The organism is Pseudomonas lini, from assembly GCF_964063345.1.
GTDB classification, from domain to species: domain Bacteria; phylum Pseudomonadota; class Gammaproteobacteria; order Pseudomonadales; family Pseudomonadaceae; genus Aquipseudomonas; species Aquipseudomonas lini_B.
Window position 1 is genome coordinate 6425328 of sequence record NZ_OZ061318.1, and the last position, 18570, is coordinate 6443897.

Here is an 18570-nt window from a genome sequence, read left to right on the forward strand (position 1 = left end):
CCGGCAGGCCGGGCTTTTTTGTCGTTGTGCTTTTCAGGCTCGGCTCTAAGGTAGCGCATAAACCTTGAACAGCTTTTTGTCCGTGTCGGTAATGCCTTCAAGATAGGTGTCGTATGCCTGCTCGATCTCGCCCGATCGATACATTTCACTCAGCGCAGTGTCGACTAGCAAACGGAAATCTTCATCGTCTCGACCCACAGCCATTGCAGTCGGCGAGTACTCAAAAACTCGATCCAGCAGGACCAGATTTCCTGCGGAATGGTTATTGACGAGGAGATTCTTCAGCATCATGCGTTCGGCGAAGAAGGCATCGGCTTTGCCTTCGGCAACCAGCTTGAGACCCGCTTCAGTGTTCTCGACCGTGACCAGGGTGGCCACTACCCCGAGTAATCGCATCTGCTGACGGATCCATGCCTCGGTGACTCCGCCAGCGGTGGCGGCATAGGTTTGGTTGGACAGCCCATGGTTGACGGTCGCACGCCAGGTCGGCCCGGTATGGGCTACCTTGCCGTTTAGTACGTTGAGCAACGCCTCAGGTGCTTCCTGGCGCACCACTGCCGAAAGGCCGGCCGTGTAGATCGGTACCGAGAAACTCACATGCTTGCGTCGCGCCAATGTGGGTGGCGTCGGCGTACAGAGGATGTCGATCTCGCCCGAGCTCACGGCACTCATCTCGTCGTTGACGGAGACGGGGCGGTAACGTACCTGCAACGCGGGCAAACCCAGCTCGGTCTTGATTTTGTCGGCGACCTTCAGACAAAGCTCGATCGCATAACCGCTGGCTTTGTCGCCTGCCTGGACGCTAAAAGGTGCGAAGTCCGGCAGATAGCCGAGGGTGAAGGTATTGCTCGCCCGCACGCGTTCAAGGGTATTGGCACCGGCCAGTACCGGCACCATTGCGAGCAGGCAGACGAACAGCAAGTTAGTGGCTTTGGTCAGTTGTACGTTCATATTCTGGCGTCCCGCGTACGGATGTCTGTGTTCTCCTCAAGATCCAGCGAAGGATTGCCGACCGTGGCCTGAGCAGTTGGAGATGTCTCGACGAAACGCTTGGAGAGGAAGCCATAGAGCAGGTAGCCGAATGTAAGGACAATGAGGCCACCGAAAACGGCATCCTTGCCGCAGGCATAAAGGGCGTACAACGAATAGGCCACGGCGATCAGTAATAGCGTCGTGTTGCGGGTGTAGACCCCTGCGCTGACTTTGGCTTTGTACATCATGACCAGCAGACCGGTGGCGGCTGTCACGTATGGGATCAGGTTGGTCACTGCCGCCAGGCTGACGAGCTTTCCAAACTGGGCGCTGGCATTGGGCGAGATGGTCGACAGCGCCATCAAGGTCTGCAAGACACCGCAGACGAACATGCCGACAATGGGCGCGTCCTGTGCGCTGACCTTGCTGAACAATTTCGGGAACATACCTTGGTCAGCGGTCATTTTGGCCGTTTGCGCCAGGGTGAACTGCCAGCCCAGCAGCGAGCCAACACAGGCCATCACTGCTAGCGCCATGACGATGTTGCCAACCGTAGGGTTAAACATATGTGCATAGACGAGCGCGAAGGGGGCCGAAGAGTTGGCCAGTTCGGCATTGGGTATGATGCCCTGAATGACCGTAGTCGACAGCACATAGACCACTGCCGCACCCAGCGTGCCGAACAGGCAGGCCAACGGTACGGTGCGCTTGGGATCTTCCACCGCATCAGAGGCCTGCGCCGCAGACTCCATGCCGAGGAACGCCCACAAGGTCAGGGGAATCGCCTTACTGATCGCGTCGGAGATCGGCAGATTGTTCGGATTCCAGGCGGCAATCAGCACATCGGGCTTGAACCAGAACCAACCGATGATGCTCAAGCCGGCCACCGGGATGATCACACCCCACACGGTAATCGCACCGATCTTGCCGGTGATACCGGGGCCACCGAAGTTGGCCGCGGTGGTCAACCAGAGCAGGCCAACCGTACCGATGAACAGAGGAATGGCGCCAGTGCCCAGCCAGGGCACGAACGATGTCACGTAGCCCACCGCGGAGATGGCGACGGCCACGTTGGCGATGCCCAGCGAGAGAAAGTACAGATACGAACAGAGGAAGAAGCCTGATTTGGCGTGCGCCTCTTCGGTGTAGGCAGACAACCCGCCTGAGCGCAGACAGTAGATGCCGCACTGGGAAAAGCAGTACGCGATGGCCATGGAACCGACGGCAGTGACGATCCATGACAGCAACGAAACGGCCCCGAGTTGGGCCATGCTCGTCGGCAACATGATGATGCCCGACCCCATCATGTTCACCGTCACCAGTGTGGTGAGCCCCATGAGGCTCATTTTCTTGCTTGAGTCGGCCATCGCAAACCCCTTGATCTGCTCAACACATTGACCATAGCCCTGATTGTCATACTCAAGGCCCGGAAAGTGCTTTTCGAACAGTTTTATCGCCAGTTAGTCTCATCGAAGATGGTTTTTGGGGTTCTGAACAGCAAAATAGAAATGGCCGACATGGTATGACTCCAAAGCAGGAGACTTGAGACAACAAGCTGACTTTGTTTGCTGTTCAATCATCTGATTTAGATCAATCAACGGCCATTGCAGGGGGACTTTTCTTTAGCTGGCTCTGTCACATGTACATACATTCAAAACACATATGAGGTTTTACATGTCCAAGCTCGCAGAGTTCCGTCAACTCGAAAAACATCTGGCTAAACAGCTCCAGGCTCTCGAAGCACTGAAAGGTGATGCCGGCCTTCAAAAGGAAATTGATTTCGAAAAGAAGCTGCGTGATCTGCTAGCCAAATACGGCTATAGCCTGAAAGACGTGATCAATTTTCTTGAGCCACAAACGGGTCGTCGCGCATCAGCAACCACGCCGAAATCCGCCACACGCAAGCCGCGCCAGGTGAAGATCTACAAAAATCCAAACACTGGTGAAGTCGTCGAGACCAAGGGCGGCAACCAGAAGACACTGAAGGAATGGAAAGCTAAATTCGGCTCTGCCACTGTCGAGTCCTGGCTGACCAAGTGAGTTTTGTTTAGGAGCCAGGCTTGCCGCACCGCTGGCTCCTACATATCCGATCATTTGTGGTTTTTTCAAGCGATGTTCGCCGCGGCAAGTGGCTCCCGCGATGCTGCGCGTGCAGCCAGGAAGGCAAGAACGGCCGCCACGCCCAGCAAGGTCGCGCTCAACTCGAAGGTCGCTCGATAGCCGCTCAAGTCAAAGACCAGCCCGCCAACGGTTGCGCCAGACGCAATGGCCAGTTGGATGATCGCCACCATTAAGCCGCCTCCCGCTTCAGCGGCGTCTGGCAACGTTCTCGCCAGCCATGTCCACCATCCCACGGGCGCTGCAGTCGCAACCAGTCCCCAGAGGCCAAGCAAGACAGTCGTGGTGGCCGTCGAGCTACCGAATGAAACAAGCGCCAGCGCAATCACCGCCATCAAGATCGGGATGACGATGAGGGTTCGATGCAGGCCATTTTTCAACAACGCTTCTATCAGGAAGGTTCCTGCGAGGCCCGCAATACCCAGGACGAGCAACATCAACGACAGCATGGAAACACTGACGTGCGTGACCGTTTCAAGGAACGGGCGCAAATAGGTAAACAGCATGAACTGGCCCATGAAAAACACGCTGACCGCCACCATGCCTAACGCGACCGGCGTGCTTTTCATCAATTTGAAGACGTTACCAGTGCCTGAACCGCTTTGCGATTTCATCGCTGGAAGGCTTAACAACAGCCATACACAAGCGACTATCGCGACTGGGATGATGCACAAGAATGCACCGCGCCAGCCAATCAGGGCGCCGAGAAAACTGCCCAATGGTGCTGCAATAACCGTCGCCAAAGCGTTGCCTCCGTTAACGATTGCCATTGCGCGAGTAATCTGGTCATCAGGCACCAGGCGCATGGCAGTTGCCGCCGACAATGACCAGAAGCCACCTATCGCAACACCGATCAGCGCGCGGCCGATCATGAACACCCAGTAGTTCGGGGCGAACGCGACCACTGTTCCGGAAAGGATCATAAGCAGTGTCAGTGAAAGGAGCAGCGGTTTGCGGTCGACCCGCGCAGCCACCGATGCGATCAGAAGACTGGTGAACAAGGCAAACAGCCCCGAAACGGAGATTCCCTGGCCGGCTTGTCCCTCGGTGACGTGTAGATCTGCGGCAATCGGTGTCAGCAGGCTGACGGGCATGAACTCCGATGCCACCAGCACGAAGGCAGCGAGCGACATGGCGAATACGGCACCCCATGATTTATGGGGCACTGGGAGGAGGTGATCAGTCATTGGTTGAATCCTGTATTGCGCGAAGCGTCGTAGCCCCGAGGACGAGGCTACGAGAGAAGTGATGCCCGGCCAGGGCACCGATCAGGCTACTTCAGGTTGCTTTTGAAGAACGTAGTCAACTTGGCGAATGGAATGACGTTGACCCGATCGTAGAGATCGACGTGGTTGGCGCCCGGGATGATGACCAGTTCTTTAGGCTCCGCAGCACGCTTGTAGGCATCTTCACTGTATTCACGAGAATGAGCCTCGGAGCCCGTGATAAACAGAAGTGGACGTGGCGAAATAGTCTCGATGTCTTCGAACGGGTAGAAATTGTAGAACTTCGCATTGGTGGTCAGCATCGGCATGGTGGAAGTCTGTGGCGATGCACCGGCAGGGGTAACTTCGCCGCGAGGAGTGCGATAGAAATCAAAAAACTCATCGCCTATCGCATTGCCTGTCAGCTTCAACGGGGCACCGGCGGTGTACTGGGTAGCGCCGCCAGTGAATTCCACATAGCGTTGTTCTGCAGCTTCGGCGAGTGCCGTGCGTTTCTGCTCCGGGGTCGTCGAATTACCCAAACCTTTGCGATAGAGGTCGCCGTGGTTGTACATGCTGACTGTTGCGATTGCCTTCAGTCGAGGGTCGATCTTGGCCGCGCTGATGACGAAGGCGCCGCTGCCGCAAATGCCGATGATGCCGATGCGCTCACGGTTAACGAAAGGACGTGAGCCCAGGAAATCCACCGCCGCGCTGAAGTCCTCGGCGTAGATGTCCGGCGACACAGCTTGACGGGGCTGCCCCTCGCTTTCACCCCAGAACGAAAGATCAATCGCCAATGTCACGAAACCTTGCTCGGCGAGCTTCTGGGCATACAGGTTGGAGCTTTGCTCCTTCACCGCGCCCATTGGGTGCCCTACGATGATCGCGGGGTTCTTGGTCTTGGGATCCATTCCTTTTGGAATGTAGAGGTTCCCTACAACGTTCATCTTGTATTGGTTTTTAAAGGTGACCTTTTCTGTGATTACCTTTTCGCTTTTGTAGAAGTTGTCAGCACCGTTAGACATGTCAGCTCCCATTGATGAGAAAGAGGCGATAAGCAGCCCCAGGGCAAGAAAGAGTCTGTTCATTCGATATTCCTTACTTTTGGATGGTGTCCATTTGCGTTCTTGAATCTGAGGTGCTTAATCAACCAATGTGGAGTTGTCGATCACGAAGCGATACTTGACGTCCCCCTTGAGCATTCGCTCGTAGGATTCATTTATCTGGTCTGCTCGAACCAGTTCGATATCGGAGACGATGCCGTGCTCGGCGCAAAAATCGAGCATCTCCTGTGTTTCCGGGATGCCTCCGATCATCGAGCCGGCAATTGTTCGGCGTTTCATGATCAGGTTGAATACGTTTGGCGATGGGTGTGGCGAGGCGGGCGCACCGACCAGCGTCAGAGCCCCATCACGCTTGAGCAGCACCAGAAACGCATCAAGATCGTGGGGGGCTGCGACGGTGTTGAGAATGAAGTCGAAACTCTTGGTATGTGCAGCCATTTCATCAGGGTTGCGCGATACGACGACCTCATCGGCGCCTAACGCCTTTGCCGCCTCGCGCTTGGATTCAGAGGTGGTGAACGCCACGACGTGGGCACCCATCGCATGAGCCAGCTTGATGCCCATGTGGCCCAGGCCACCGATGCCGACCACACCGATCTTCTTGCCTGGACCGGCGTTCCAGTGGCGCAGAGGGGAGTAGGTAGTGATGCCCGCGCACAGCAGCGGAGCGACGGCAGCCAGCTGCGCCTCGGGATGGCGGATGCGCAACACGTAGCGCTCATGCACCACGATGTTTTGTGAGTAGCCGCCCAGTGTCCAGCCGGGGGCGTCCGGGGTCGGAAAGTTGTAGGTGCCGACCATTGCGTCGCAGTAATTTTCCAGGCCAGTCTCACAGTCGTCGCAGTGTTTGCAGCTGTCGACGATGCAGCCTACACCGACCAGATCGCCGACTTTAAAATCCGTAATATGCGCGCCCACCGCCGATACACGACCGACAATTTCGTGGCCCGGTACGCAGGGAAACTGCGTGCCTGCCCACTCGGCGCGCACTTGGTGCAAATCTGAGTGACAGATGCCACAGAAGGCGATATCGATCTGAACATCATGGGCAGCCGGCTCGCGGCGGTTGATCTGTATTGGCTCAAGGGGTTTGTCGCCCGCGTGAGCGCCGTAGGCTTTGACAAGCATGGGAGCATCCTCGATGGGTTTGTCGGATGAACATTCTCCCGCTCTGCCCAGACCCTCTGTAGTGCATTCCGCTGGATTACTTGCCTGATTCTATGAGTCGCTGTTTTTTTGCAGGACGCTCGGGAGCTGGCGAGTTAGAGTTTGGTGAAGAGGTACAAGACGAATATGACGATCAAACACGACACCGCGCCTCAACAGACATCGCCGCAAGAAACGCTTGCGCAGATCATCGGCGCGCAGATTCCGAAACCCGGTGATTACGGAACGCCCATTACGGGCCTCGGCTTCTTCAGGCGCGAACATCCATCGCCACCCGTCGTCTGCATGGTCGAGCCAAGCATCATCCTCGTCGCCCGGGGTCAGAAACAGCTCTGGGTAGGCGGCGAAGGCTATCCGTATGACACGTCGCGATTTCTGATCACCTCATTGGACTTGCCTGCCAATTCACAAGTGCTGACGGCAAGCCCGGAACAGCCATGCCTGGGACTGACTTTGAAGCTTGATCTGCGCATGGTGGCTGAGCTGATAGCGCAAAGTGACCTGCCGCCAACCCGTGATCGATCAGTTGCGAAGGGGGTAGGAATTGGTTCAGTGACCCCTGCAATGCTGGCGTCATTCGAGCGCTTATTGGCACTGCTCGATGAGCCGGAGTCCATTCCTGTTCTGGCCCCCTTGATTCAACGCGAGATTCACTACCGTCTCTTGCAGAGTGATCAAGCGAGCCGGCTTCGACAAATAACTTCTGTCGATGGCCAAGGTTATCGGATCGCCAAAGCCATCGATTGGCTGAAGTTGAATTACACCTCGGCGCTTCGCGTCGATGAACTGGCGGCCCGAGTGCAGATGAGCACTCCGACCTTTCACCACCACTTCCGCCAACTCACCACAATGAGCCCCTTGCAGTACCAGAAATGGCTGCGACTGAACGAGGCGAGGCGATTGATGCTCAATGAACATCAGGACGTATCCAGTGCGGCATATAAGGTCGGATATGAAAGCCCGTCCCAGTTCAGCCGCGAATACAGCCGTCTGTTTGGCGTACCCCCCAAGCGGGATATTGCGGTTTTGCGAGGGCAGGGGTAGCTATAGAGTCAAGCCGACGAATAGGTTATTCAAAGATTAGCCTCCATAGGCGTAATGATTTCTCGCGCTGGCACACGGTCACTTTGCGTTTGCTCACGCTTTTAAACGCTATCGAAATAAAACGACTAAACAACCATTTAGCATAGCTATAATCTATCGTGTAGATTTGCATGATAGCTTCAGTATTTTAAGGAGGGCAATCCACATGACCCATAGTGAGCTCGACATTCAAATTCCCGACGCTGAAGCTGTCATCGCCGCATTGGCTCTGGAGCCTCACATGGAAGGCGGTTTCTACCGAAGAACCTTTCAATCTGATCACCACGCTATGGTCGAGATCAATGGTGGTCAACGTCACTTGATGACTTCAATTTATTACTTGCTGTCCAAGGATTCGCCGATCGGTCATTTCCACCTGAATCAATCGGACATCATTCATTACTACCATTTGGGAAACCCGATTCAGTACAGCCTGATCTTTGCAGACGGCACGTTGAAAACTGTGGTGATGGGCAGCGACATTATCGCTGGGCAATGTTTGCAGCTGCATGTACCTGGTGGCGTCTGGAAAGCTTCGCAGCTTATGAATGGTTCAGCGGAATACGGTTTGATCAGTGAAGCGGTTTCACCAGGGTTTGATTTTGCAGATATGGAGATGGGCAGCCGGCAGAAGCTCAGAGCGCAGTTTCCCGAACATTTGGAGCTGATTGGGAAGCTGACGCAAGGATGAGGGGCTTGGGTGAATTGAGGGCTTCAAAAGCTGCGTGGAACCGGGCTAATCTTGAAACATGGTGTTACGTGTAATGTATATTATGTTAAATGATGTGTCTGGGTGGAACTTCTACCAAAGGTTCTTTCACGCTACCAATGCCCGATCCCTGTTCGAGCCAACTCAATACCCCTGCTAACGATCTATATCTACGGCTATCTCAACCACATCAAGGCCGGCGCAGCGAACTTCGCCTACGGGGCATCAAAGGACTCTATAGATTTCAGAAATCACCTGCATCGTTGCGTCTTCGATCGTTCCTTCATTACGGCATAAAACCCAGCCGTGATCTGCAATCGCTCCCTCGAACGCCTTGGTACAAGCGACATGTTCTTCCAGCTTATGGATCACAGTACTGCTCAGCCCACGCCGTCGTGCCGCGGCCCTCGCCCATGAAATTTCAGGGGCGGTGACAACCCCGACATGCAGGTCTGGCACTCGCACGTTTCGATCAATGTTCAACTGTAGAATCTCTGCAAACGGCACTATCCGGCGAAACGCGGCATCAGACGGGTACCAGCGATCGATCAAGATGATGCTGCCTGGTGGCTGTTTAGCCAGCACGTGCCGGGAAATCCAGGTACGGCTATCAGCAAAGCGCTCACAAACCTCCAACTCCAAATCCCGGGTGGGATTTCTGACGAGTTTGTTCACGAGGGCCATTGTTTCACCCCTATAGGGATCGCTTTTTTTCTCGCAAAGTCGGATCACCTTTTTACTGTCTGCCCTCAGTACTTTCGTAACGGCCTCCAACAGTGTGGTTTTGCCGGCTCCCTTGGGCCCATCCAGAGAAACAAACAGCGGACGATTCATTTTTCACATAACGATTGATGTACGGTTTTTTTTGCCCTGTTCGTTCGCTGGAACCGCTTGGCGCGACTACGCGAATCGAGTGGAGGGCCCTTATGAACAGACATTTGATGAATACTCTACCCCGGTTTATGGCTAACGGGTCTCCATGCCCATCAAAACACCATCCTTATCCGGAAAAATGGGGCTGAGCCCAACACCCTTCACCTGAAACGCATCTAGGTGAAGGGGCGTTGCACCAATGGTTCAGCCAGGGGGGATCGTGCCGAATAATACATTAGCAAACGGGTTTAACGGGATGCGAGAACGCCATTCAACTTCGCCACTTGCGTAGCCAATGCGTCCATCAGATCTGGCGACAAGCAATCATAAGGTTCCAAACCGAGCGCGCGCAGTTTTCCGCGGATTGCCTTCATGTCCTCCGGTGGGGTGCCGGTTTCGATGATCGATGAAACGAAAGCTGCAAAGCCCGGTGCAGCCCACCCTTTTTGCGGGGATAGCTCGGTATGCACAAAATCCAGGCCATAGAACGCGTGGTCTTTATTTTCGATGCGGCCGTACATATGCGCATGGCACTCTTTGCAGGCATGTCGTTGAATAGTCGCGCTCTCGTCGACGATGACCAGCTTTTCGGCGTTCGCGGTGACGCTGACTTTATCGCGAGGAACGACAGCAACGACCGCGAATTTTGCACCTGCGGGTTTCCAGCATTTGCTGCAGCCACAGGCGTGATTGTGCAGGGTCTGGGCGTCAATCCTGATTTCAACCTTATCAGTCGGACACAGGCATTGAAGGGTACCGCCAGAGAAATTTGCTGCGCTTGGCTCTATGCCGTTATCCAGTGAAGGATGAAGCTTCAAGTTGCTCACAATAAACCTCCAGTATCAGGGAGTATTCGAACTGGATCTGGAGCCTGAACTCCAGGGTGCGGATCAGTATTTGATAGTGCCTTCATGCATCAGATCGAAGGCCTCATTAATACGTTCAAGTAGTATGGTATGAGCGACGACGGGGGCCAGATCGATTTCGCGCGTTCTGAGATGCTCACCCGCCTTCCTGTAGACCAACCTCCCCCTTCATTGAAAACCTGCAATGACAGGTTCCTTCAACACCTCGGCATGAATTCAATGCCCATCGAGACGTGCTTCCACAGGGCATCACTCGCCTCCCAAGCAAGCGTCAACAGAACGTTATTTTTTTCAAAATACCTAAAAACCCTTTCCAACCGCTAATCAGTTAGTTCGGTTTTTTGACGCTTCCCCGATATGCGGTCACAACTTTTGCCCTCCGTTGGGTCATAACACGGTACCTGTCGATGGAATATTGGCATCTACCGAGGTTTTCGCCTGATACGGAGATAAGCTCATGATTTTTAACGTACAAAATTTTGGCGCCAAAGGAGATGGCATCACTGACGACACAGCGGCAATACAAAGTGCAATTAATGCGGCGGCCGCTGCAGGCGGTGGGCAGGTGTATATGCCGACCGGAACTTATATCGTTTCTGGAGGTGAGGAACCCTCCGACGGTTGCCTGATGCTCAAGAGCAACGTCTACCTGTACGGCGACGGCATGGGACAAACGACGGTCAAGGTGGCTGACGGCTCCGACACCAAGATCACAGGGGTCATCCGCTCCGCCTATGGCGAGGAAACCCATGACTTCGGCGTCAGCAACCTCACCATCGACGGCAACCGTGACAGCACCACGGGCAAGATCGACGGTTGGTTCAATGGCTACATTCCCGGCGAAGCAGGCTACGACTCCAACGTTACCCTCGACAGCGTCGAGATCAAGGATTGCTCCGGGTACGGTTTCGACCCCCACGAGCAGACCGTCAACATGGTCATCAAGAACAGCGTGTCCCACGGCAACGGCCTGGACGGCTTCGTTGCTGACTTCCTCAGCAACAGCACCTTCGAAAACAACATCGCCTACGACAACGACCGCCACGGTTTCAACATCGTTACCAGCACCCACGATTTCACCATGACCAATAACGTCGCCTATGACAACGGCGGCAATGGCATCGTGATCCAGCGCGGCAGCGAGGACATCCCCTCCCCCAGCAACATCACCATCACCGGTGGCGAGGTGTACGGCAACGGCGCCGAAGGAGTGCTGATCAAGCTGTCCAGCGAGGTGATCGTCAGCGACGTCGACATCCACGACAATACCAGCGCCGGGATACGCATCTACGGCAGCAACCACGTCGAGATCATCGACAACACGCTCAACAACAACTCCCTGGGTAACCCCGTACCGGAGATCATCATCCAGTCCTACAACGACACCCTGGGTGTGTCCGGCAAGTACTTCAACGGCAGCGATAACACGATCCAGGGCAACATCATCACCGGCAGCAATCTGTCGACCTACGGCGTCGCAGAACGCAATGAAGACGGCACTGATCGCAACGCCATTATTGGCAATACCATCAGTCACACCAGCAAGGGTGCCACGCTGATCTATGGTGACGGCAGCTACGTCAGCGACACGGTGCCGATGATCACCGTGCAAGGTACCGTTGGCAACGACACCCTGCTGGGCAGCGCCGCCAGCGAGATTTTTTACGGTGGTGCCGGCAACGACACCATCAATGGCGGGGCCGGTGGCGACATTCTGGTGGGGGGTGCAGGCATCGACAAACTCACTGGCGGTACCGGCGCCGATACGTTCCGTTTCACCGCTCAGTCCGACAGTTACCGCAACGCAACCGCAAGCTTCGATGACACCATCACCGACTTCGACGTCACCCAGGACAAGATCGACCTCGCCGGCCTCGGTTTCACCGGCCTGGGCAATGGCCATGGCGGCACCTTGCAGGTCAGCTACAGCGCCAGCAGCGATCGGACCTACATCAAGGACTACGATGCCGACGCCAGCGGCAATCGCTTCGAGCTGATTCTCTCAGGCAACCTCGTCAGCACCCTGACCGCCAGCAATTTCATCTTCAATCGGGTGATCACCGGCACCAGCGGCAACGACTCGCTGCTGGGTAGCGATTCGGCCGACACCCTCCTCGGCCTGGCGGGCAACGACAGCCTCAGTGGCGGCGCGGGCGACGACAGCCTCAGTGGCGGCGCGGGCGACGACAAGCTCGACGGTGGCGCCGGTATGGACACCCTCACCGGTGGCGTTGGTGCTGACATCTTTGTGTTCTCCAATCGCCTGGACAGTTACCGCAACTACAACACCGGCGGCGCCAACCTTGGCGACCTGATCACCGATTTCGATATCACCGCCGACAAAATCGACCTCTCGGCCATGGGTTTCACCGGCCTGGGGGACGGCAAGAACAACACCGTGTACGTGGTGCTCAACAGTGCCGGCACCAAGACTTACATCAAGTCCCTGACCGCCGACGCCGATGGCAACCGCTTCGAAGTGGCACTGGACGGCAACTTCCTCGGCAAGCTGACCAACGCCAATTTCGTCTTCGCCACTTCGCCAACGGTCAATCATGCGCCGGTGGTGGCAACGGCGTTGCTGGATCAAAACGCGACCGAAAACACCCCGTTCAGCTACGCGGTGCCGGCCACCAGCTTCACCGATCCGGATAATGACAGCCTCAACTACACCGCGACCCTGGCCGATGGCAGCGCCCTGCCCGCGTGGCTGAGCTTCAATGCCGCCAACCTGACCTTCACCGGCACACCGACCAGCACCGCGTCCGGCAATTACAACGTACTGGTCAAAGCCACGGACCCGGCCGGTGCATCGGTCAGCGATAGCTTCGCCCTGGTTGTGGCCGATGCGCCCGCCAACACCATCACCGGCACCAACAATGCCGAAACCCTCAACGGCACGGCAGGCGCAGACCTGATCCTCGGCCTCGGTGGCAACGACACAATCAAGGCCGGCACCGGCGCGGACATCGTCGACGGCGGCGCCGGACGAGATTCGCTGTACGGCGGCGACGGTGCCGACACCTTCCGCTACACCAACGTGCTCGACAGCTACCGCGACTACGACACCGGCGGTGTCACGGTCACCGACACGATTTATGACTTCACCGCGGGCGTCGACAAGATCGATGTTTCAGGCCTGGGCTTTGTCGGCCTCGGCGATGGCCGCCATGGCACGTTGTACATCACCCTTAACGCGGCCGGCGACAAGACCTACATCAAGTCCGCCGAAGCGGATGCCGATGGCAATCGTTTTGAAATCGCCCTCAACGGCAACTACCTCAACACCCTGACTGCCAGCGACTTCGTGTTCGGCGAGAGCGTCCAGCAGGACATTCTCTACCTGCCCACCCTCGGCCAATCCAATGCGCGCCTGCTGCGTATGACGGAGGACGACAATCAGTCCGGCACCTCGATGCTGGTCAACGACCTGGACCGCTACACGTCCTATGACGTGCGCAGTCAGTTCACCGATGCCAATGGCAACGGCATCGACATCGCGGTGGGCGGCAGCACGGTCACCGGCCTGTCGACGCTCAGCGCCGAGGAACTCAAGTTGTGCTGGTGGCTGACCGATACCAACCAACCCGGCGCTGCGCTATTGCGCGCCGTGACGCTCCTGCAGGACCAACGCACCGAACTGCAATCCATCGATAACGTCACCATGGGCATCATTTGGGGCCAGGGCGAGGAAGCCGCCCAGGAGATCGGCCGCGCCACGGACAAAGCAGCGGCAGCGGCGGCCTACAAGGCTGCGACCTTGAAGGTGTTTGATTACCTGCATGCCCAGTTCGGCAACTTCAACGTGTACTTGATGGAGACCGGTCATTACGAACAGGACGCGGCGCGTGCCCGTGGTTATTCAGAAGAAAAGATTGCCTCCATCGTCGAAGGGGTTGGCTATGTCCGCGCCGCCCAGGAAGCCATCGCCGCCGAGCGCGCCGACGTCAAGCTGGCGGTGGACTACACCGACCTCCCCTTGCGCTACGAAGTCGATCCAATGGCGTATCCCGACGACGTCTGGCACCTGCACGAGGAGTCGGCGGAGATCGTCGGCCAGCGCCTGGCCGACTACATTGCCAATGACCTTGGCTTCCAGGGCAACCCCAACGACAACAACAGCGTGCAGGACATTTTCGACAACGCCCGGAACATGATTTCCGGTACCGATCAGGCGGATACCCTGGTGGGCAGTTCGGGCAACGACACACTGGATGGCGGCCTGGGCGCCGATACCATGACCGGTGGCGATGGCAACGACATCTATGTGGTCGACAACGCGTCCGACCGCGTGGTGGAAACCAACACCTCGACCTCGCAGATCGATACGGTGCAGGCCTCGGTCAGCTGGACCCTGGGCGCCAACCTCGAGAACCTGGTGCTCACCGGTGTGTCGGCCATCAACGGCACCGGCAATGAGCGGCACAACTTCATCACCGGCAATGCCGCCAATAACGTGCTCAATGGTGCCGCAGGGGATGACAGCATGAGCGGCGGCGATGGCAACGACACCTACTATGTCGACAACGCCGATGACGCAGTGATCGAGACCAACAGCAATGCCGTTTCTGGAGGAGTCGACAGTGTGCACAGCAGCCTGGCGGCTTATACCCTAGGCAACAACGTCGAGCGTCTGTATGTCGATAGCACTGGCGCCGCCAATGGTACGGGCAACGCGCTGGACAACACGCTGTTCGCCGGAGCCGGCAACAACGTGCTGGACGGGCGCGATGGCAATGACACGGTGTCTTTTGAGCGCGCCCTGTCCGGCGTTACCGTAAACCTCTCGACGTCAGCGCAACAAAACACCGTGAGTTCCGGGCTCGACACCTTGAAATTCTGCGAAAACCTGACGGGAAGCGCCTACGCCGACAATCTGTCGGGCAACAGCGCGGCGAACGTTCTGAACGGTGGCGCGGGCAACGATACGCTGGTGGGCGGTTCGGGCGATGACCGGTTGATCGGCGGTGCAGGCACCGACAACCTCACCGGTGGCACTGGCGCGGATACCTACGCGTTTGGTGCGCTGTCGGACATGGGCGTCGGTGCTTTGCACGATGTGATCAACGGCTTCAAGAGCACCGAGGGCGATCTTCTGGATTTCACCGGCCTGGACGCCAACCCGCTGACCACCGCTGTCGACGCCTTCACCTTCATCGGCAGCAACGCCTTCGACCCTGCCGACGCCACCGGCCAACTGCGATTTGCCGATGGCATTCTCTACGGCAGTGTCGATGCCGACGCCACTCCAGAGTTCGAAATCCAACTGGTGGGCGTACAGGAGCTGCACGCCAGCGATTTCACAACCTTGGGTTAGGCCACATCCTGTGGGAGCGATCATTCCCGCTCCCACAGGGGATTTGCAGAGGCAATCGAACGCGCCTATCGGGAAAGTTCACAGGCCATTACAACCATCCCGATTTCAGCCAAGTCAGTTTTGAAAGGGATTTCACCGATCTTTTGGAAACCGAAACCCTCATAAAAGCGCCGCGCATTTGAATTGGTCTTGAGCACGTCAAGCCAGAGCAAGCGTTCTCCGCGCTCTATCGCTCGGTTGCAAATGAAGCGCAGAAGCTGTTTCCCATACCCTCGCCCTGCTTCGGATTTGAGGAAGTAAATCTTTTGAAGCTCCGCGCCCACTTCGCCAGTTAAAGGCGCAGGTGCCGACCAGTTAACTTTGCAAAAGCCTACGACCCTACCGCTTTCGTCTGAGGCTATAAGCCACAAATGGCTAGCGGATGATTCGAGTGATTGGCCGAGCGCGCGGGGTGAGAAGTCTCGATTGAGGAAGTCCTGCATACCGGCGAGAGACCAAATGGCCGAAAAATGCTCTCGGTAGGTCTTACAGCCGACTTCACGTAGAACATCGAGGTCGGCTTTGGTAGCTTCACGAATGTTGATCATATTCCTCCCTGGTTTATCGCATGAAGCGTTTGATGGGCGCTCCCTGCGACAAAATTTGTCTTGGTTGCCAAGGGCCGACCTGAGCTCGGTTCTCTCGACACCAAAGCAGAGGCTCAACCCATCTCATTGATGCAGACCACTTTAGGTTGCGTCATGTCCTCGTAGGCAAATCGAACACCTTCTCGCCCCAGACTGCCGTACTTGAAGCCACCAAAAGGCATGGCATCAAAACGATAATCGGAAGAATCATTGATCATCACCCCGCCGGCTTCAATTTGCCGCGCCAATTTCAAGGCCTTGGAAAGATCACGGGTGAAGACTCCCGCATGCAAGCTGTACTCTGGCGCATTGGCCAGAGCAACGGCGTCATCCAGATGGTCAAAAGGCTCCAGGATGACCACCGGCGCGAAGACCTCCTGCTGCCAGATCCGACTGTTATGGTTTACACGTTCCAGCACAGTCGGCGCATAGCTTCCCACTTGACGATGGTGTCCGCACAGAAGAAGCGCCCCCTCGGCCAGCGCCTCATTCACCCACTGTTCGGTGCGACGAGCCGCCTGCTCCGTAATCATTGGGCCAACATCCGTTGCTCGCTGATCAGGATCGCCAAGTACCAATGCACGCGCCTGGCTGACAAAACGCTCGCGGAAGTCTTCGTAGATTGAACGGTGTACGAGAATGCGCTGCGTGCCGATGCAATTCTGTCCTGCTGCCCAGAAAGCACCTGATACACAAGACTCTACGGTTGGTTCAAGATCACAATCTTCGAGCACGAGAACCGGTGCATTTCCCCCCAGATCCATGGCCAGCTTCTTCAAGCCTGCACTACGAGCGATGGACTCTCCAGTGGCAAAACCACCGGTGAAAGAGATCATTCGCACTTCGCGCAGCTCCACCAATGCTTTACCCAGATCGACGCCTCCGGTCGCCGGGGTTACCACGGACGGAGGCAGACCCGCCGCCACCAGGCACTCAACCAGCTTGAGAGCCGACAACGGTGCGAGCTCTGAGGGTTTCAGAATCACAGCATTGCCACCGGCTATGGCCGGGCCCAGTTTATGGGCGACCAGGTTCAGCGGATCGTTGTAGGGGGTGATCGCGACGATAAGCCCCAACGGTTCGCGAGTGAACCAGCCTTGGCGCGATTCTGAGCCTTCATATGCCTCAAATGGAATCACTTCCCCGGCGTTACGACGAGCCTCTTCCGCCGATAGCTTCAGCGTGTTCACACAACGCTTCACTTCCTTCTCTGCTTGTCGCAGCGTCTTTCCGGCCTCTGCAACAATGAGTCTGGCAAACGCTTCAGCCTCAAGTTCCACCCGCCGAGCCGCTTCCTCAAGGACGCGTGCACGAAGGTGACGAGGCATTGCCGCACTCTCACGCACGCCAATTCGCGCACGCTCCAGCAAGCCAGGAACAGCGGTTGCATCGAGGCAAGGCACGCTTCCCACCAGGCGACCATCGAATGGACTGAACACATCAATCTGTTTGGCATCAACAAGCTGGATACTGGCCATGCTGGATACATTCATGACGACTCTCCTGTTACTTGCCGTGGGTGGTATGGATGGCGATGATGTCTGACAGCAATGCGAAGGCAGTTTCGATACGTCCTGCTCCAGGGCCGGATACCGTAACGGCACCCAGCAGCGCGGTGTTGAACGACACCGCGTTGGTCGCCCCGGAAATACCTGCGAGAGGATGCGAATTCGGCAGCAGCCGAGCCTCCACACTCGCTCGAACCGAGCCATCAACTTCGCGACTTGCAGAGCCGATCAGCTTCCAACTGGCACCATTGGCGCTTGCCTGAGCGATGTCTTCCGGACTGATACTGCTAATCCCCGAGCACGCCACATCGCTGACGTTCAATCGTGCATTGAGCAGTTCGTTGGCGAGGATCACCACCTTGAGGCGGACGTCAAACCCCTCCACATCGGCAGTCGGGTCGGCCTCGGCATAACCGAGCTGTTGAGCCTGAGCAACGGCGTCGTTAAACGTCAGGCCGTCCTTCATGCGGGTCAGCACGTAATTGGAAGTCCCGTTCAGGATGCCTTCAAAGCCTTGAACCTCTGCACCTGCCAGCGCCTGTCTTGCCAGACGAAGCACCGGCGTACCGCTCATGACCGAACCTTCGTACTCAAAGGCAACACCATGACGGCGGGCCAAATCCTTAAGCTCAGCTCCGTGCAACGCAATGGGCCCCTTGTTGGTGGTCACAACATGGATGCCGCTTTCCAGAGCCCAGCGGCAGAAGGTGGTAGCGGGCTCACCATCGACAGGGTTGGTGAAGGTGGCTTCAGCCATCAGGTCAGCACCGGAATGCTTGATGACGGTTTCGTTTAACGCCTCAGCGGTGCCTCCAGGCAGATGAGCGAACGCCCCCTTCTCGATAGGCAGAGCGACCAACTGCTTTGCATCCAGCCCCTCTTCAGCAACGATGGAACCAAGAAAAATATCAGTCACACCGACGATTTTGATCCCAAACCCCAGCGATGCTTTCCACTCGCCGTTGCGATCTGCAATCAGTTGAGCCAGGCCGCGGTTGACGCCACCAAAGCCCACCAGGGCAATTTTGTATTCAGTCATGAAAGCAGTCCTCTTGGATG

14 protein-coding genes are annotated in these 18570 nt (G+C 56.6%); 4 read left to right on the top strand and 10 right to left on the bottom strand.

Features of this window, described 5'->3' with window-relative positions:
* Positions 1-45 precede the first annotated feature (45 nt).
* Together AB3226_RS29180 and potE are read right to left on the bottom strand one after the other, a co-directional pair.
* A complete protein-coding gene (locus AB3226_RS29180; RefSeq protein ID WP_367375619.1) occupies positions 46-951 on the bottom strand; it encodes an amino acid ABC transporter substrate-binding protein in 906 nt (301 codons plus the stop codon).
* Positions 948-2339: a putrescine-ornithine antiporter gene (potE, locus tag AB3226_RS29185; protein ID WP_367375620.1), complete on the bottom strand. Its 1392-nt coding sequence runs from the start codon at positions 2337-2339 to the stop codon at positions 948-950. The genes AB3226_RS29180 and potE overlap by 4 nt, the downstream gene beginning before the upstream one ends.
* A gap of 307 nt (positions 2340-2646) precedes the next feature.
* On the opposite strand from potE, the gene AB3226_RS29190 reads away from it, so the two are divergent.
* Entirely contained in the window at positions 2647-3012 is a 366-nt protein-coding gene (locus tag AB3226_RS29190; protein ID WP_367375621.1) for a histone-like nucleoid-structuring protein, MvaT/MvaU family, read from the top strand.
* A gap of 65 nt (positions 3013-3077) precedes the next feature.
* Here the strand turns inward: AB3226_RS29190 and AB3226_RS29195 are convergent, their stop codons facing one another.
* The 3 genes from AB3226_RS29195 to AB3226_RS29205 all read right to left on the bottom strand — a co-directional run bounded on the left by AB3226_RS29195 (position 3078) and on the right by AB3226_RS29205 (position 6490).
* Positions 3078-4277: an MFS transporter gene (locus AB3226_RS29195; RefSeq protein WP_367375622.1), complete on the bottom strand. Its 1200-nt coding sequence runs from the start codon at positions 4275-4277 to the stop codon at positions 3078-3080.
* A gap of 86 nt (positions 4278-4363) precedes the next feature.
* Positions 4364-5386 (bottom strand): alpha/beta hydrolase, encoded by a 1023-nt coding sequence (locus AB3226_RS29200; protein ID WP_367375623.1) that lies wholly within the window; start codon positions 5384-5386, stop codon positions 4364-4366.
* Positions 5387-5440: 54 nt separating this feature from the next.
* Complete coding sequence (locus AB3226_RS29205; RefSeq protein ID WP_367375624.1) at positions 5441-6490, bottom strand: NAD(P)-dependent alcohol dehydrogenase; 1050 nt, start codon at positions 6488-6490, stop codon at positions 5441-5443.
* A 165-nt stretch (positions 6491-6655) separates the two neighbouring features.
* On the opposite strand from AB3226_RS29205, the gene AB3226_RS29210 reads away from it, so the two are divergent.
* On the top strand, positions 6656-7573 hold the full coding sequence (locus AB3226_RS29210; RefSeq protein ID WP_367375625.1) for an AraC family transcriptional regulator N-terminal domain-containing protein: 918 nt from the start codon (positions 6656-6658) through the stop codon (positions 7571-7573).
* Positions 7574-7778: 205 nt separating this feature from the next.
* Positions 7779-8303, top strand: a complete 525-nt coding sequence (locus AB3226_RS29215; protein WP_367375626.1) for a cupin domain-containing protein — start codon at positions 7779-7781, stop codon at positions 8301-8303.
* A 243-nt stretch (positions 8304-8546) separates the two neighbouring features.
* Here AB3226_RS29215 and AB3226_RS29220 read toward each other — a convergent pair whose 3' ends face one another.
* Both AB3226_RS29220 and gfa read right to left on the bottom strand, forming a co-directional pair.
* A complete protein-coding gene (locus AB3226_RS29220) occupies positions 8547-9155 on the bottom strand; it encodes a dTMP kinase (RefSeq protein ID WP_367375627.1) in 609 nt (202 codons plus the stop codon).
* 287 nt (positions 9156-9442) lie between these two features.
* A complete protein-coding gene (gene gfa, locus AB3226_RS29225; RefSeq protein WP_367375628.1) occupies positions 9443-10021 on the bottom strand; it encodes an S-(hydroxymethyl)glutathione synthase in 579 nt (192 codons plus the stop codon).
* Between the two features lie 496 nt (positions 10022-10517).
* On the opposite strand from gfa, the gene AB3226_RS29230 reads away from it, so the two are divergent.
* Complete coding sequence (locus AB3226_RS29230) at positions 10518-15377, top strand: M10 family metallopeptidase C-terminal domain-containing protein (protein WP_367375629.1); 4860 nt, start codon at positions 10518-10520, stop codon at positions 15375-15377.
* A gap of 65 nt (positions 15378-15442) precedes the next feature.
* On the opposite strand, the gene AB3226_RS29235 is transcribed toward AB3226_RS29230, so the two are convergent.
* From AB3226_RS29235 to AB3226_RS29245, 3 genes are all read right to left on the bottom strand, one after another.
* The gene (locus AB3226_RS29235) at positions 15443-15964 is read right to left on the bottom strand and encodes an N-acetyltransferase family protein (protein ID WP_367375630.1); all 522 of its coding nucleotides are present in this window, start codon (positions 15962-15964) and stop codon (positions 15443-15445) included.
* Positions 15965-16077: 113 nt separating this feature from the next.
* On the bottom strand, positions 16078-17496 hold the full coding sequence (locus AB3226_RS29240; RefSeq protein ID WP_367375631.1) for an aldehyde dehydrogenase family protein: 1419 nt from the start codon (positions 17494-17496) through the stop codon (positions 16078-16080).
* Between the two features lie 13 nt (positions 17497-17509).
* On the bottom strand, positions 17510-18550 hold the full coding sequence (locus AB3226_RS29245; RefSeq protein ID WP_367375632.1) for a homoserine dehydrogenase: 1041 nt from the start codon (positions 18548-18550) through the stop codon (positions 17510-17512).
* Positions 18551-18570: the final 20 nt, after the last annotated feature.

What these genes read in the sequence shown, in the direction of transcription:
- AB3226_RS29245 (WP_367375632.1), bottom strand. Translation starts at nt 18,550, where the DNA reads ATGACTGAATACAAAATTGCCCTGGTGGGCTTTGGTGGCGTCAACCGC.
- AB3226_RS29220 (WP_367375627.1), bottom strand. Translation starts at nt 9,155, where the DNA reads ATGAATCGTCCGCTGTTTGTTTCTCTGGATGGGCCCAAGGGAGCCGGC.
- AB3226_RS29190 (WP_367375621.1), top strand. Translation starts at nt 2,647, where the DNA reads ATGTCCAAGCTCGCAGAGTTCCGTCAACTCGAAAAACATCTGGCTAAA.
- AB3226_RS29230 (WP_367375629.1), top strand. Translation starts at nt 10,518, where the DNA reads ATGATTTTTAACGTACAAAATTTTGGCGCCAAAGGAGATGGCATCACT.
- AB3226_RS29235 (WP_367375630.1), bottom strand. Translation starts at nt 15,964, where the DNA reads ATGATCAACATTCGTGAAGCTACCAAAGCCGACCTCGATGTTCTACGT.
- potE (WP_367375620.1), bottom strand. Translation starts at nt 2,339, where the DNA reads ATGGCCGACTCAAGCAAGAAAATGAGCCTCATGGGGCTCACCACACTG.
- AB3226_RS29210 (WP_367375625.1), top strand. Translation starts at nt 6,656, where the DNA reads ATGACGATCAAACACGACACCGCGCCTCAACAGACATCGCCGCAAGAA.
- AB3226_RS29240 (WP_367375631.1), bottom strand. Translation starts at nt 17,496, where the DNA reads ATGAATGTATCCAGCATGGCCAGTATCCAGCTTGTTGATGCCAAACAG.
- AB3226_RS29180 (WP_367375619.1), bottom strand. Translation starts at nt 951, where the DNA reads ATGAACGTACAACTGACCAAAGCCACTAACTTGCTGTTCGTCTGCCTG.
- AB3226_RS29195 (WP_367375622.1), bottom strand. Translation starts at nt 4,277, where the DNA reads ATGACTGATCACCTCCTCCCAGTGCCCCATAAATCATGGGGTGCCGTA.
- AB3226_RS29215 (WP_367375626.1), top strand. Translation starts at nt 7,779, where the DNA reads ATGACCCATAGTGAGCTCGACATTCAAATTCCCGACGCTGAAGCTGTC.
- AB3226_RS29205 (WP_367375624.1), bottom strand. Translation starts at nt 6,490, where the DNA reads ATGCTTGTCAAAGCCTACGGCGCTCACGCGGGCGACAAACCCCTTGAG.
- AB3226_RS29200 (WP_367375623.1), bottom strand. Translation starts at nt 5,386, where the DNA reads ATGAACAGACTCTTTCTTGCCCTGGGGCTGCTTATCGCCTCTTTCTCA.